Here is a 15,152-nt window from a genome sequence, read left to right as displayed (position 1 = left end):
GCATGGCCTTCGTGGGAGCCTGGCAAAGTGCGGCTGATCCGGCGACAGGCACTTCGCGGAGGCGCTGTGAACCCATCCCTGGGCGCTACATTTGTCATCCATGACAAATGACCTCCGCTCCGACCTGTCCCCGGCGCCGCTTGTCGAGCTATCGCTTATGCTCGTGATACGTATTCGCCGGAGCGCGTATCGATCTTCAGCACTTCGCCCTGGTTGATGAACAGCGGCACCCGTACCACGGCACCGGAGGAGAGCGCGGCTGGCTTGGAACCGCCCTGGGCGGTGTCGCCCTTGAGGCCCGGATCGGTCTCGATCACTTCCAGTTCAATGAAGTTGGGCGGCGTCACACTGATGGCGTTGTCGTCCCACAGCGTCACGGTGTACGCCACCTGCTCCTTGAGCCACTTGGTCGTGTCGCCCAGTGCCTTCTTCTCGACCGCGTACTGCTCGAAAGAGCCGTCGGTCTTCATGAAATACCACATGTCCCCGTCGGAGTAGAGAAACTCCATTTGCAGATCCATCACGTCGGCCCCCTCAAGGGATTCGCCAGACTTGAAGGTACGCTCCCAGACGCGGCCCGTGATCAGGTTACGCAGCTTGACCCGATTGAAAGCCTGGCCCTTGCCCGGCTTGACGAATTCGTTCTCGACGATCGCGCAAGGATCACCGTCCAGCATCACCTTCAGCCCGCCTTTGAATTCGTTGGTAGAATAGTTCGCCATATTGCCTCTCAAATGATCGAGCGCGTCACAGCATGGCCTGGACGCGCGGATATGAAATCGACGAGGAACCAAGCCCTCGCCTATGTGACTGGTGTGCCGCATGATAACCCGAAGCCCTGTCCTTTTGCAGAGACAGGAATCATCGCAAACTGATGAGATGCCCGTAATTCTGCCCTCAGCCTGGCAGGCACAGCTCTCGGGCGCCATTCGCGACCCGCGGGAACTGTGCCGCCGCCTGGGCCTCGACGACAGCTGGCTGCCGGGGGCAGAGCACGGCCATGCACTCTTCGAGGTGCGCGTTCCGGAGGCCTTCCTGGCGCGTATGCGCCACGGCGACCCCGATGATCCGCTGCTGCGACAGGTACTACCGCTGGCGGCCGAAAGCGAGGTGGTACCGGGCTACGTCGCCGACCCCCTGTCGGAAGCCGACCACACCCCGGCACGGGGGCTGATCCACAAATACACCGGTCGCGTGCTATTGATCACCAGCCCCGCCTGTGCGGTTAACTGCCGCTATTGCTTTCGGCGTCAATTTCCTTATGAAGAGAACACGCCCTCCCGCAGCCAGTGGGAAACCTCTCTCGAGCACCTGAGTGGCGATACTTCGATCAGCGAAGCGATTCTCTCCGGCGGCGACCCGCTCGCCGCCAGCGACCGCCAGCTGGCCTGGCTGGTGGAAAGACTCGATGCCATCCCCCACCTGAAGCGGCTGCGCATCCACACCCGCCTGCCGGTGGTGATCCCGGATCGCGTCGATGACGCCCTGCTCGAGTGGCTCGGCGCTACCCGCCTGCAGAAGGTGGTGGTGCTGCATATCAACCACGCCAACGAGATCGATGATGCCGTGGTAGAAGCCTGCGAACGGCTCAAGGCCGCCGGCGTCACCCTGCTCAACCAGAGCGTGCTGCTGCGCGGGGTCAATGACGGCGTGGACGCCCTGGCCGCGCTCTCCGAACGACTCTTCGAGGCCGGCGTGCTGCCCTACTACCTCCACGTACTCGATCCGGTGGCCGGCGCGGCCCACTTTGACGTGCCAGACGAAGAGGCCCGCGGGCTGGTCGCAGGTCTTCGGGACGTGCTGCCCGGGTTTCTGGTGCCTAAGCTGGTGCGGGAGATTCCCGGTGGAGCCAGCAAGGCGCCGCTGTGAACGCTCCATTCGGGTGCAAGTAGACGTGCATCCTCACCATGTTGGTGCCAGCGTGTGACAAACATCCTGGCCAGGAGCTCGATATCAGGCTGCATAGCACTGTTTTATGGTTGTTTTTACAGAAGGTGGCAATGTGTTTGCTTGAGATTAGATGAAATGGGGTATCGGTGGCCCAGGCTGCCAGACAATTCGGTTTCCAATGGACGGCTAGGGTTCCGGTCACATCGCTCAATCCCCCAGATGTGACGCCAGGTCCGAGAGCCGTCGACCCGGCATCAGCAGGAAGAGGGTTCGTCCAGGACGACTCTTGCCGATGCAAGGTTACACGGCGGGACAAAAGCCCGGGAGGACAGGTGCAGCCGCTGCGCCGACGCCCCCCCGATTTTTCCCAGCCGCCCGGAGGCCGCCATGACCCGTCCTACCTTCCCCAAGCGTTTCGCTCTGCCCACTTCGCTCACCGCCACCCTGATTGCCTCTGCGCTGGTTGGTGCTCCTGTCAATGCCCAGGATCGCGACCAGTTCAGCGTCTGCTGGTCGATCTATGCCGGCTGGATGCCCTGGGGCTATGCCGAAGAGGCCGGTATCGTCGACCGCTGGGCCGAGAAGTACGGAATCGAGATCGATGTCATCCAGGTCAACGACTACGTCGAGTCGATCAACCAGTTCACTTCTGGCAACGTCGACGGCTGCGCCATGACCAACATGGACGCCCTGACCATCCCCGCCGCCAGCGGTGTCGACTCCACCGCCCTGATCGTCGGTGACTACTCGGACGGCAACGACGGCGTGGTGCTGAAGAACGCCGACGGTCTCGAAGACATTGCCGGCCGCGATATCAACCTGGTGCAATTCAGCGTCTCCCACTACCTGCTTGCCCGTGCGCTCGACAGCGTCGGCCTGAGCGAGCGGGATGTGTCCACCGTCAACACCGGAGACGCCGATATCGCCGGGTTGTTCGCCAGCCGCGACAGCATCGACGCCGTGGTCACCTGGAATCCTCAGCTCTCTACCGTGACGGGCCTCGAGGGCAGTTTCCTGGCCTTCGATTCGAGTGAGATTCCCGGTGAGATCCTCGACCTGATGGTGGTCAACACCCAGACCCTGACCGACTACCCCGATTTCGGCCATGCGCTGGTTGGCGCCTGGTACGAGACCATGGCGCTGATGGCCGATGGCGATGAAGAGGCACTCTCGCAGATGGCCGAGGCCGCCGGTACGGACCTGGAGGGCTATCGCGCCCAGCTCGACGCCACCTATCTCTATACCGATCCGGCCGAGGCCCTCGAGCTGTTCCAGAGCGAGGAGCTCCTCGAGACCATGCAGCTGGTTGCGGAATTCAGCTTCGAACACGGACTGCTCGGCGACATAGCGCCCAACCCCGGTGTGGTGGGTATCGAGACCTCACAGGGTGTGTTCGGCGACGAGGGCAACATCAGGCTGCGCTTCGACCCGAGCTTCACTCGGGCCTATATCGACGCACACCAATAAGCCAGCCGTCAGGAGATCGCTCGCCGCCCCTGGGCGGCGAGCGATCCTGTCCCATAATCCTGACGTGGAGCCGCCATGAAACGTCTGATCAATCTCGCTCCCTCTCGGGGCGGGCGCTGGATGCTGGGCCTGCTGCCGTTCCTGATCATCGCCCTGGTCTACCTCTCGCTCTCCAATGCCCGCCTCGCCGAGAACCCCAATGATCGGCTGCTTCCGGCCCCGGCCACCATGGCCAATACCTTTTTCACCATGGCCACCGAAGAGAATCAGCGCACCGGCCAGGTCGTCCTCTGGGCGGACACGTTCGCCAGCCTGGAACGCCTGTTGCTGGGGGTGGCGATCAGTGCCCTGATCGGCCTGTTCGTAGGGCTCGCCAACGGCGGGCTGCCGCTGGTACGCGCCAAGTTCTCGCCGCTGGTAACGGTGATCTCCCTGATTCCCCCGATGGCGATCCTGCCGATCCTGTTCATCGCCTTCGGCACCGGTGAGGCCGCCAAGATCGCACTCATCGTCATCGGCGTGACGCCCTTCCTGATCCGTGACCTCCAGGGCCACGCCCTGCGTCTGCCGGACGAACAGCTGATCAAGGCACAGACCCTCGGCGGCAACTCCTGGCAGGTGCTGATCCGGGTGCTGTTGCCGCAGCTCACCCCCAGGCTGCTCAACGCCACCCGGCTGGCGCTGGGTACCGCCTGGCTGTTCCTGATCGCCGCCGAGGCCATTGCCGCCCAGGAAGGGCTTGGCTACCGCATCTTCCTGGTGCGGCGCTACCTGTCGATGGATGTGATTCTGCCCTATGTGGCCTGGATCACCTTCCTCGCCTTCCTTCTCGATCAGGCACTGGCCCGGGTTTCAAGATGGGCCTTTCCCTGGTATCACGCGGAAGAGGGAGACAACCCATGAGCCTGCTGGAAGCCAAGCGCCTGGAGAAGCACTACGGGGAGTATGTCGTGCTCGAGCGCCTCGACTTCCGGGTCGACGCCGGCGAATTCGTGACCCTGGTAGGGGCTTCGGGCTGTGGCAAGACCACCTTCCTCAAGATGCTGCTGGGCACTGAGCGCATCTCACGCGGGTCGCTCACCCTCGACGGGCGGCCGATTCCCGATGAGCCAGGGCCGGATCGCGGCGTTGTGTTCCAGAAGTATTCGGTGTTTCCCCACCTGACCGTGCTCGGCAACGTGATGATCGCCGAGGAACTCCGCCAGTCACGCTGGCTGGGCAAGAGCTTCGGCGCCGCACGGCGTCATGCTCGTGACAAGGCCATGGCGCGCATCCGGGAAGTCGGCCTCTCGGACGCCCTGGGGAAATATCCCCACGAGCTTTCCGGCGGCATGCAGCAGCGCCTGGCCATCGCCCAGGCACTGATGATGCGCCCGCGCATCCTGCTGCTCGACGAGCCCTTCGGCGCCCTGGACCCCGGCATCCGTCAGGACATGCACGAGCTGATCCTGCGACTGTGGCAAGACCAGCAGCTGACCATCTTCATGATCACCCACGACCTGAAGGAGGCCTTCGCGCTGGGCACGCGGCTATGGGTTTTCGACAAGCTGCGCCACGACCCCCAGGCCCCTGAAGCCTATGGCGCCACCATCACCTACGATCTGCCGATCGCCCAGCGCCAGCCGCCGCAGGACTTGAAGGCAAGCCTGGCCGAGCGCGGCCTCAAGACCCTGACCCAGGAGACGCTGCTATGAGCACGCCCGCCAACACCGCTGACCACAGCGAAGCGCTCTATACCACCCACTTGCCCGGCGGCCACCACTGGTCGCTCCGCCTGCGCCGGGGCACGACGCTCAAGCTGAGCGTCCAGCAGGCCGGCACCAACGCGGGTCTGCTCTGCTACAACCCGGAAAACCTGCTCGAGCGCCTGAACCTGCCCGACACCCTGAAGTGCCAGCACACCTTCAAACTGACCCGGAACCACTGTCTCTACTCCGACATGGGACGCATCTTCGCCTCGATCACCCAGGACGACCTCGGCTGGCACGACAGCGTCGGCGGCAACCTGATGCGTCACCACCTGGTCGGCAAGGGCTGGCAGCCGATGAGCTACCAGCAGGCCCATAACGACTGGACCCTCACCGGCCATGACGCCTTTCTGGTAGAGCTGGCCAAATACGGGCTGGGCCGCCGGGATCTCGCCGCCAACCTCAATCTCTTCTCTCGCGTAGAGAGCGACGACACCGGGCGCCTGCGCTATATAACCGACCACGGCGAGCCTGGCGACAGCGTCACCCTGCGCTTCGAGATGGATACGCTGGTGGTACTGCATACCTGCCCGCATCCCATGGACCCCAGCCCCGACTACCCCCGCCGCGGGGTGGATGTCCGCCTGGGGGTCGCCCCGCCCCCGGACGAGAACGACGCCTGCTTCCGCTCGCGACCCGAAAACGCGCGCGGCTTCGAGAATAATCGCCTCTACCACCTGGGCCTCTGAGGGAGGATGCACCGCATGATCATCGAAAGCACCCTGCGCCCCGAAAACGCCGTGAACCGCACCACCGTGGACGCCGGCGATCACTACATCGGCACCCTGAAAGCCGGCCAGACCCTGCGCATCCTCGACCTGGAGGGCAACCAGGCCGCCGATACCCTGTTCTACTCCGCCCGGGATACCGCCGAACGCTACAGCGCCATGGATACCGTGCGCGAACAGGGCGCGCTCTACCTGACTGCCGGCTCGCGGCTGCTCTCCAGCGAGGGCAACCTGATGCTGACCATCACCGCCGACACCTGCGGACGCCACGACACCCTGGGCGGCGCCTGCGCCAGCGAGAGCAACACCGTGCGCTACGACCTCGAGAAGCGCCACATGCACTCGTGCCGAGACAACTGGATGCAGGCCATCGCCGACTACCCGGAATACGGCATCACCAAGCGCGACATCACCCACAACATCAACTTCTTCATGAATGTGCCGGTCACTGCGGAGGGCGGGTTGACCTTCGAGGACGGCATCTCGGCCCCGGGCAAGTACGTGGAGATGGTCGCCGCCATGGATGTCGTGGTGCTGGTTTCCAACTGCCCACAGCTCAACAACCCCTGCAACGGCTACAACCCGACGCCCATCGAGCTTCTGATCTGGGAATAATGAAGGCCTACCGGGGACGACCCCGGATGCGGCTGACACGGACGCGGGACGACCCGCACCGTCAACGGACAACGACGATGTTCACCAAGGTCCTGATCGCCAACCGCGGCGCTATCGCCGCACGCATCCTGCGCACCCTCAAGCGACTCGGTATCGGCTCGGTGGTGGTCTATGCCGAGGCCGACCGGGATGCCCCCCATGCCTTCGACGCCGACGAAGCCTATTCCCTGGGAGAGGGAGGCGCCGCCGACACCTACCTGGCCATCGACCGCCTGATCGATATCGCCAGGAAAAGCGGCGCCGAGGCCATTCACCCCGGCTACGGCTTTCTCTCCGAGAACACCCGCTTCATCGAGGCCTGTGAAGCCGCCGGGCTGGTCTTCCTGGGGCCCACCGCCGCCCAGGTGCGTGACTTCGGCCTCAAGCACACGGCGCGCGACCTGGCCGAGCGGGCCGGCGTGCCGCTGGTGCCTGGGTCCGGCCTGCTCGATGACGTCGAGGACGCCGCGGCACGGGCTCAGCGTATCGGCTACCCGGTCATGCTCAAGTCCACCGCCGGCGGCGGCGGGATCGGCATGCAGGTCTGTGCGGACGAAGCCACGCTCAGGCGCGCCTTCGATTCGGTCAGTGGCCTGGGCGAGCGCAACTTCGGTGACGGCGGCGTGTTCGTCGAGGCCTACATCGGCCGCGCCCGCCACCTCGAGGTACAGCTGTTCGGCGATGGCCAGGGCAATGTCGTGGCCCTGGGCGAGCGAGACTGCACGACCCAGCGCCGCCATCAGAAGGTGCTGGAAGAAAGCCCCGCCCCCGCCCTGCCCGAACACGTAAGGCGCGACCTGCATGCCACCGCCGTGCGCCTGGGCGAATCGGTGGCCTACCGCAGTGCCGGCACCGTCGAGTTCATCTATGACGCCGAGCGCGAGACGTTCTATTTCCTGGAGGTCAACACCCGCCTGCAGGTGGAGCACGGCGTGACGGAAATGGTGTGGGGCGTGGATATCGTCGAGTGGATGGTGCGCCTGGGGGCCGGCACACTGCCTCCCCTGCCCGAACTGGTCCGCGACCTCGCCCCCCGGGGCCATGCCATCCAGGCACGCCTGTACGCCGAGGACCCCAGCCAGGACTTCCGCCCCAGCGCCGGGCTGCTCAGCGAGGTGGCATTTCCCGAGGTCGATTCTGACTTGGGCAAAGGACTACGTATCGATCACGCCATCGAGGCGGGGCTGGAGGTGTCGGCGCTGTTCGACCCCATGCTGGCCAAGGTGATCGTGCATGCCGACGACCGGGACAGCGCCATGGAGCGGCTCGCCGAGGTCCTCGAGCGCTCCCGCGTATACGGCTTCGAGACCAATCGCACCTGGCTCTCCCATGTGCTGCGCGATGCGCGCTTTGGCCGAGCAGAATTTCACACCCGCTGGCTGGACGATCTCGCCTGGTCACCCCCGGCCATCGAGGTGATCAGCGCCGGGACCCTGACCACCCTGCAGGATTACCCCGGTCGCCAGGGTCACTGGGACGTCGGGGTGCCCCCCTCCGGCCCGTTCGACGACTGGTCGTTTCGCCTCGGCAATCGCCTGCTGGACAATGCACCGCAGGCCGCCGGCCTCGAGATCACCCTGACCGGCCCCACCCTGCGCTTTCACCGCGCGACGCAGATCGTGCTTGCCGGCAGCGAGCTGCCTGCCGAGCTCGACGGGCATCGCGTGGCGTTCTGGCGGGTCGTGGACATTCCCGCCGGGGCCACGCTGTCGCTGGGCAAGGCAACCGTCGGGGCACGCGCCTACCTGCTGGTTCGCGGCGGCATCGACTGCCCGGCGTACCTCGGTTCGCGCAGCACCTTCACCCTCGGCCAGTTCGGCGGCCACGGCGGGCGCGCCCTGCGCACCGGCGACATGCTCGCGCTGCCCGACCTCGACTCCGTCACGCCGCGCACACTGCCCCCGTCGCTGGTGCCTGCGTTCGGACGCCCTCGCCCGGATAGCCCGAGCGCGGGCCGAACCTGGGAGATCGCCGTCCTCTATGGCCCCCACGGCGCGCCGGACTTCTTCACCGAGCAGGACATCGACACCTTCTTCGCCCACGAATGGGAGGTGCACTACAACTCCAGCAGAACCGGCGTGCGCCTGATCGGTCCGCGCCCGGAGTGGGCACGCGCCGACGGTGGCGAGGCGGGCCTGCACCCGTCTAACCTCCACGACAACGCCTACGCCTTCGGGACCATCGACTTCACCGGCGACATGCCGGTCATCCTGGGTCCCGACGGCCCCTCGTTGGGCGGCTTCGTGTGTCCCGCCACGGTGGTGCGCGCCGAGCGCTGGAAGCTCGGCCAGCTCACCGCCGGTGACCGTATCCGCTTCGTACCGGTGGACCTCGATACCGCACGCCGACTGGAGAGACACCAGCAGACTCGGCTCGCGACGCTGAGCGACCGCTCCGCCCTCCAGGTGGAGGAGCGCCGCGGCAGCCCGGTGCTGCGCGACGTGCCTGCCGACGTTGCCGGTGAACGCATCGTCTATCGCCGCGCCGGCGACGACTTCCTGCTCATCGAGTTCGGCGCCATGGAGCTGGATATTGCCCTGCGCTTCCGGGTCCATGCCTGGATGCTGTGGCTCGGGGACAATCGTCTGCCCGGCCTGCGCGAGCTGACGCCCGGCATCCGCTCGCTGCAGCTCCACTACGAACCCGACGAGCTATCGCTGGACGCCCTGCTCACCCATCTGGAGAGGGCCGAGCGCGAGCTCTGCGACGTCGAAACACTGGAAGTGGAGTCCCGGATCGTGCATCTACCGCTCTCATGGGACGATCCCGCCTGCCACGAGGCCATCGAAAAATACCAGCGCAGCGTGCGCCCGAACGCCCCCTGGTGCCCCAGCAATCTGGACTTCATTCGTCGCATCAATGGGCTCGAGAGCACCGAGCAGGTGCGCGATATCGTCTTCAATGCCAGCTACTTGGTGATGGGGCTGGGGGACGTCTATCTCGGCGCGCCTGTCGCCACGCCCCTCGACCCCACCCAGCGCCTGGTCACCACCAAGTACAACCCCGCTCGCACCTGGACCGCCGAGAACTCGGTGGGTATCGGCGGCGCCTATCTGTGTGTCTACGGCATGGAAGGCCCGGGGGGCTATCAGTTCGTCGGCCGCACCCTGCAGATGTGGAACCGCTATCGCCAGACCGAGTACTTCGAGAATCCCTGGCTGCTGCGATTCTTCGATCAGCTGCGTTTCTTCGAGGTCGGCCACGAGGAACTGGCACGGATCCGCCGCGACTTTCCCCATGGGCGCTATCCGCTTCAGATCGAGACCACGCGCTTCAAGCTCGCCGACTACCAGGCCGACATCGCGGCACGAGCGGAGCAGATCGCCGAGTTCCGCGAGCGCCGCGAAGCCGCCTTCCAGAAGGAAATGGCCGAGTGGCGCGACAACGGCCAGTTCACCTTCGAGGACCAGGCCCCGGCGGCCATCGACACCACGGAACTCGGCGATGACGAAATCGGCATCGACAGCCCGGTGACCGGTAGCCTCTGGAAGCTGCTGGTTCGCGAAGGCGACAGCGTCGAAGCCGGTCAGACCCTGGCCCTGGTGGAGTCGATGAAGATGGAGGTCGAGATCACCGCCTTCCGCGCGGGCCGGGTGACGCGGCTTCCCCTCCAGGAAGGCGCCGCCGTCCAGTCGGGCCAGCCGCTGGTGATTCTCGCCGATGAAGAGGAGAGCCGATGAGCCGCACGACTGCCGACGTTACCTTCACCGATCATTTTGCTGCCCATAGAGGCCCGACGCCATGACGACACCACGACTCGATATCGACTCCCTGCATACCGCCTACCGGAGTGGCGAGTTGACGCCCTCCGCCCTGATCGACCGCCTGCTCGCCGAGGCGACGGAGCACGGAGGCGACCCGGCGTGGATCACTCGCCTCGGCCGCGAGCAGCTCACGCCCTACCTGGAGCGCCTGGAGGGACACTCCCCGGACAGCCTGCCGCTCTATGGGGTGCCCTTCGCCCTCAAGGACAACATCGACCTGGCCGGTGTGCCGACCACGGCGGGGTGTCCCTCCTTCGCCTACACGCCCAGCAAGAGTGCCTTCGTGGTGCAGCGGCTCATCGATGCCGGCGCCATTCCCCTGGGCAAGACCAACCTCGATCAGTTTGCCACCGGACTGGTCGGTGAGCGTGCCCTGGAAGTGTACGGTGCCCCGGGCAACGCCTTCGATGCCGACTACATTCCCGGCGGCTCGAGCAGCGGCTCGGCGGTGGTGACCGCCACCGGTCAGGTGAGCTTCGCCCTGGGCACCGATACCGCCGGCTCGGGCCGCGTGCCGGCCTGCTTCAACAATCTGTTCGGGCTCAAGCCGAGCCTGGGGCTGCTAAGCACCCGGGGCGTGGTGCCGGCCTGCGCCACGCTCGACACCATCAGCCTCTTTGCCCTCGGCGCCGACGATGCCCATGCCGTCTTTCAGGTGGCCTGCGCCTACGATGCCGAGTGCGCCTGGTCGCGTCGCCATGACTTCGCGATTCACGGCCAGCGCTATGGTCAGGCGCCCAGCCGCTTCCGCTTCGGCGTCCCGCCGCAGTCACAGTGGCATACCGACGCGGCCTACAGCGCCGGCATGCGCGCCGCAATCGCCCAGCTGGAGGCGCTGGGTGGCGAGAAGGTCGAGCTCGACTGCAGCCCGCTTCTCGCCGCCGCCCGGCTGCTCTACGAGGGCCCCTGGGTCGCCGAGCGCTATCACGCCATTCGCGAGTTGCTGAAGCGAGATCCCGACGCGGTGCACCCGGTGACTCGCCGGATTACCGAGGGCGGCGCGACCCCGCTGGCAGTGGACGCCTTCGAGGCCCGCTACCAGCTCGCCGAGTACAAGCGCCAGGCCGACGCCCTGCTGGCCAGGGTGGATGTCATGCTCTGCCCCACCACCGTGACCCACCCGACCAAGGCCGAGGTCGCCGCCGATCCGATCGGTGTGAATTCTCGGCTCGGGACCTGGACCAACTTCATGAACCTGCTCGACTACAGCGCCCTCGCCGTCCCCGCCGGCTTCACCGATGCCGGGTTGCCCGTCGGGGTGACGCTGTTCGGGTCCGCCTTCGAGGATCTCCGGCTGCTCGCCCTGGGCCGTGCCCTGGAAGAGCAGTGGATGCTACCGCTGGGGGCCACCGGACGCGAACGAGCGACGCTCGAGATGCTGCCGCCCATGGCCGACGGCACCCTGGACCTGGTGGTGTGTGGGGCACACCTCGTGGGTCTGCCGCTCAACCATCAGCTCCTCGAGCGCGATGGCCGCCTGATCGAAACGACCCGTAGTGCCCGCCGGTATCGCCTCTACACCCTCTCCGGCGGACCGCCGGCGCGCCCGGCCCTGGTTCGCGACGAGGTGCGTGGCGAAGCCATCGAGGTCGAAGTATGGCGGTTGCCGATCACCAGCCTCGGCAGTTTCCTGGCAGGCATTCCCACACCGCTGGGTCTCGGGCAGGTGGAGCTGGCCAGCGGCGAATGGAAGACCGGTTTCATCTGTGCGGCAGGGTTTGTTCACGAACCCGATGAGGCAAGGGATGTGACCGAGTACGGTGGCTGGCGGGCCTGGCTGGCCCGCCAGCAGGGGTAGGCCTCAGGCCAGCGACGCCGCGGTGACATTGGGCGCCGGCGCCTGGCTCGAGAGGTGCCGGTTGATGGCGCTGATCACCGCCTTCATGGACGCGGTCGTGATGCTCTCGTCGATACCGACACCGAACACCGCCTCGCCCTCGATACGCACCTCCACATAGGCGATCGCCTCCGCGTCGGCGCCCTGGCCGCGGGAGTGCTCGTGGTAATCGATGATCTCCACGTCATTGCCCTCCGCCGCCAGCGCACGAACGAAGGCCGCCAGCGGGCCATTGCCTTCGCCGTGTATGGTCAGCCGCTCGCCCTGCCGCTCTACCTGAGCTTCCAGATGAACTCTTGGGCTGTCCTGTTCCGAGGAGAGCCGATGGTTGACCAGGACCATGGGCTCACGCTTCTCGAGGTACTCGTCGGCGAAGGCCTGGTAGATCATCTGGGAAGTGATCTCCTTGGCCGTACGGTCGGCGACCTCCTGAACCACGTGACTGAATTCGATGGAGAGCCGGCGCGGCAGTTCGATGCCATGCTCCTGCTCCAGCAAATAGGAGATGCCACCCTTCCCCGACTGACTGTTGACACGGATTACCGCCTCGTAGCTGCGCCCCACGTCGAGAGGATCGATGGGCAGATAGGGCACTGCCCAGACCGCATCGGGATCGGCACGACGCACCGCCATCCCTTTCTTGATCGCATCCTGGTGGGAGCCAGAGAAGGCGGTGAAGACCAGGTCGCCCACATAGGGGTGGCGCGGATGCACCGGCAGCTGATTGCAGTACTCCACTTCACGCATTATCGGCGTGATGTTGGAGAAGTCGAGGCCAGGATTCACACCCTGGGTGTAGAGGTTCATGGCCAGCGTCACGATGTCGACGTTGCCGGTACGCTCGCCGTTGCCGAACAGTGTGCCCTCGACGCGGTCGGCACCGGCCATCACGGTCAGCTCGGCAGCCGCCACGCCGGTACCGCGGTCGTTATGCGGGTGAACGCTGACAATCAAGCTGTCGCGGTCCTTCACGTTGCGACAGAACCACTCCACCTGGTCGGCGTAGTTGTTGGGCGTGGCGGCCTCAACGGTGGCCGGCAAGTTGACGATCATCGGCTTCTCGGGAGACGCGCCGTAGGCCTTCATCACCGCCTCGACCACCTCCTTGGCGAAGTCCATCTCGGTGGTGGTGAACAGCTCCGGCGAGTACTGGAAGGTCCAGTTGGTCTCGGGGGCTTCGCTCATGCGCTGGCGGATCTGCGTGGTGGCATCCACGGCGATGCCGATGCACTCCTCCTTGCTGACATCGAACACGACGCGGCGAAATACCGGGTCGGTCGCGTTGTAGACGTGGACGATGGCGTTCTTGGCGCCCTTCAGGGACTCGAAGGTACGGTCGATCAGATGCGGCCGCGCCTGGGTCAGCACCTGGATGGTCACGTCGTCGGGCACCTTGTCCTGCTCCACCAGGGCACGGACGAAGTCGAAATCGGTCTGGGATGCCGAAGGAAAGCCGACCTCGATCTCCTTGAAGCCGATCTTGACCAGCAGGTCGAAGAAACGCTGCTTACGCTCATGATCCATGGGATCGATCAGCGCCTGGTTGCCGTCACGCAGGTCGACACTGCACCACAGTGGCGGTGTCTCGATACGTTTGCTCGGCCACTGGCGATCGGGCAGATCGACGGCGACGAAGGGGCGGTACTTGGCGGCGGGGTTATCGAGCATCATGGCGGTATTCTCCCTGGGTAGGCGCTCTGGTGTTCAGGATACGGTTCGGCATCATGGTTGTGTCAGGAGTACGGGGAGTCCGGCTGCGCGATAATGCGCAGAAACGGAAGCGCCCCGGCTGCACTAGGCATACCGGGGCGCTGGAATCACTAGCGCGTCGATGGGCGCGACCGGATACGATCGCGTCGGAACAACGGCGGCTAAGGGTAAAAACGGGAAAGAATGACATTTCGGTACCTCAACTGACCTGGACAAGAAATCGCGATGCTCGGCATCGCCCGGCGCGTTCAAAGGCCGGTTAGTAGTCGTAGGTCCAGGCTGAGGTGGCGAAATGACAGTTTCATACCCCTAGAAAATCAGTCTGGCGCCTGCTTGTCAAGCCTGGCCGTCCGTCTTCTTCTGCAGTGGCGCGATTTCGGCCCCGCGCTCCAGCATCGCCTCCATCCGTGACAGCTGATCGCGAAGCTGGCGCACGTCGTTGCGCAGGCCGTGCAACTCGGCTGCCTCGCCCGTTCCACTCTCCAGCTCGATGGCCACGCTCTCCTTCTGCATCACGTCCAGCACGATGCCGATCATCATGTTGAGAAAGATGAAGGCGTTGAGAAAGATAAAGGTAAGGAAGAATATCCAAGCATAGGGGTAGTGCTCCATGGTCGGGTAGAGCACCGCCGTTGCCCAGCTCTCGAAGGTGGCTACCTGGAAGAGGGTCAGCATGGCCAGCGAGATATTACCCCAGAGCCGCTCGTCCACGTCATGAAACAGGAAGCTGCCGATGGCCCCGTAGATGTAGAAGATGATGAACATCAACAGCACCACGTATCCCATGCGCGGAATCGACTTGAACAGCGCCGCCATCAGCATGCGCAGTTCGGGGATCATGGAGACCAGGCGCATCACCCGGAAGATGCGCAACAGACGGGCCAGCAGCACCATTTCCGAGTCATCCATGGGGATCAGACTGGCGGTGACGATCAGAAAATCGAAGACGTTCCAGCCGCTTTTGAAGAAGTCGCGCAGACGCTTCTCGGCTGCCATGCGAATCAGTATCTCCATCAGGAAAAATACCGTGACGGCCACGTCCATCACTCGCAGCGCCTGCTGGAAACGGGAGACTTCCTCGTAGGTTCGGGCGCCGATCAGCAGTGCCGAGAGCACGATGATGGTGATCACCGTGAGTTCAAAAATCTTGTTGGCGCGCAGCTGTTCGAAGCGGTCGCGCCAGGTAGCGAAGGAAGCACTCATGGGTGTCATTCTCATGCCTGACTGGGTCTTGAAAAGATAATGCGGCGTGATCTTACCATGCAGCGGTCGGCGAATAAGTGCAGACCTGGTAACCATGTCGAACCCGGCCGGGCTATTCCCGGCCGGGTGCAGGGCGTCAGAGAATGATGCA

The 15,152-nt window shown here is 64.8% G+C and carries 11 protein-coding genes and 1 riboswitch; of the genes, 8 read left to right on the top strand and 3 right to left on the bottom strand.

What is annotated here, in order from left to right; genetic code table 11:
• Window positions 1–155: 155 nt before the first annotated feature.
• Entirely contained in the window at window positions 156–722 is a 567-nt protein-coding gene (gene efp / locus DU490_RS05485) for an elongation factor P (RefSeq protein WP_114573326.1), read from the bottom strand.
• Window positions 723–879: 157 nt separating this feature from the next.
• Here efp and epmB point away from each other — a divergent pair, with 157 nt between their 5' ends.
• From epmB to atzF, 8 genes are all read left to right on the top strand, one after another.
• Window positions 880–1,869, top strand: coding sequence for an EF-P beta-lysylation protein EpmB (epmB, locus tag DU490_RS05480; RefSeq protein ID WP_258801335.1), 990 nt, complete (start codon window positions 880–882; stop codon window positions 1,867–1,869).
• A gap of 196 nt (window positions 1,870–2,065) precedes the next feature.
• Window positions 2,066–2,219, top strand: a riboswitch (guanidine-I (ykkC/yxkD leader).
• Between the two features lie 58 nt (window positions 2,220–2,277).
• A complete protein-coding gene (locus tag DU490_RS05475; protein WP_114573324.1) occupies window positions 2,278–3,357 on the top strand; it encodes a putative urea ABC transporter substrate-binding protein in 1,080 nt (359 codons plus the stop codon).
• Between the two features lie 75 nt (window positions 3,358–3,432).
• Window positions 3,433–4,260 (top strand): ABC transporter permease, encoded by an 828-nt coding sequence (locus DU490_RS05470; protein WP_114573323.1) that lies wholly within the window; start codon window positions 3,433–3,435, stop codon window positions 4,258–4,260.
• Complete coding sequence (locus tag DU490_RS05465; RefSeq protein ID WP_114573322.1) at window positions 4,257–5,051, top strand: ABC transporter ATP-binding protein; 795 nt, start codon at window positions 4,257–4,259, stop codon at window positions 5,049–5,051. Before DU490_RS05470 ends, DU490_RS05465 begins: the two co-directional genes overlap by 4 nt.
• Window positions 5,048–5,794: an urea amidolyase associated protein UAAP1 gene (locus tag DU490_RS05460; protein WP_114573321.1), complete on the top strand. Its 747-nt coding sequence runs from the start codon at window positions 5,048–5,050 to the stop codon at window positions 5,792–5,794. Before DU490_RS05465 ends, DU490_RS05460 begins: the two co-directional genes overlap by 4 nt.
• Before the next feature lie 15 nt (window positions 5,795–5,809).
• Complete coding sequence (locus tag DU490_RS05455; RefSeq protein ID WP_114573320.1) at window positions 5,810–6,448, top strand: urea amidolyase associated protein UAAP2; 639 nt, start codon at window positions 5,810–5,812, stop codon at window positions 6,446–6,448.
• A gap of 77 nt (window positions 6,449–6,525) precedes the next feature.
• The gene (uca, locus tag DU490_RS05450) at window positions 6,526–10,167 is read left to right on the top strand and encodes an urea carboxylase (protein ID WP_114573319.1); all 3,642 of its coding nucleotides are present in this window, start codon (window positions 6,526–6,528) and stop codon (window positions 10,165–10,167) included.
• A 61-nt stretch (window positions 10,168–10,228) separates the two neighbouring features.
• Window positions 10,229–12,049 (top strand): allophanate hydrolase, encoded by a 1,821-nt coding sequence (gene atzF / locus DU490_RS05445; RefSeq protein WP_114573318.1) that lies wholly within the window; start codon window positions 10,229–10,231, stop codon window positions 12,047–12,049.
• A gap of 3 nt (window positions 12,050–12,052) precedes the next feature.
• On the opposite strand, the gene leuA is transcribed toward atzF, so the two are convergent.
• Both leuA and DU490_RS05435 read right to left on the bottom strand, forming a co-directional pair.
• Entirely contained in the window at window positions 12,053–13,759 is a 1,707-nt protein-coding gene (gene leuA / locus DU490_RS05440) for a 2-isopropylmalate synthase (RefSeq protein WP_114573317.1), read from the bottom strand.
• A gap of 375 nt (window positions 13,760–14,134) precedes the next feature.
• Window positions 14,135–15,001 carry an ion transporter gene (locus DU490_RS05435; RefSeq protein WP_114573316.1) on the bottom strand — a complete coding sequence of 289 codons (867 nt, stop codon included), beginning with the start codon at window positions 14,999–15,001 and terminating at the stop codon, window positions 14,135–14,137.
• Window positions 15,002–15,152: the final 151 nt, after the last annotated feature.

The sequence above is a fragment of the Halomonas sp. DQ26W genome (assembly GCF_003339685.1).
In the GTDB taxonomy this organism is placed as follows: Bacteria; Pseudomonadota; Gammaproteobacteria; order Pseudomonadales; family Halomonadaceae; genus Halomonas.
This window is presented reverse-complemented; position numbering and strand designations above follow the sequence as displayed.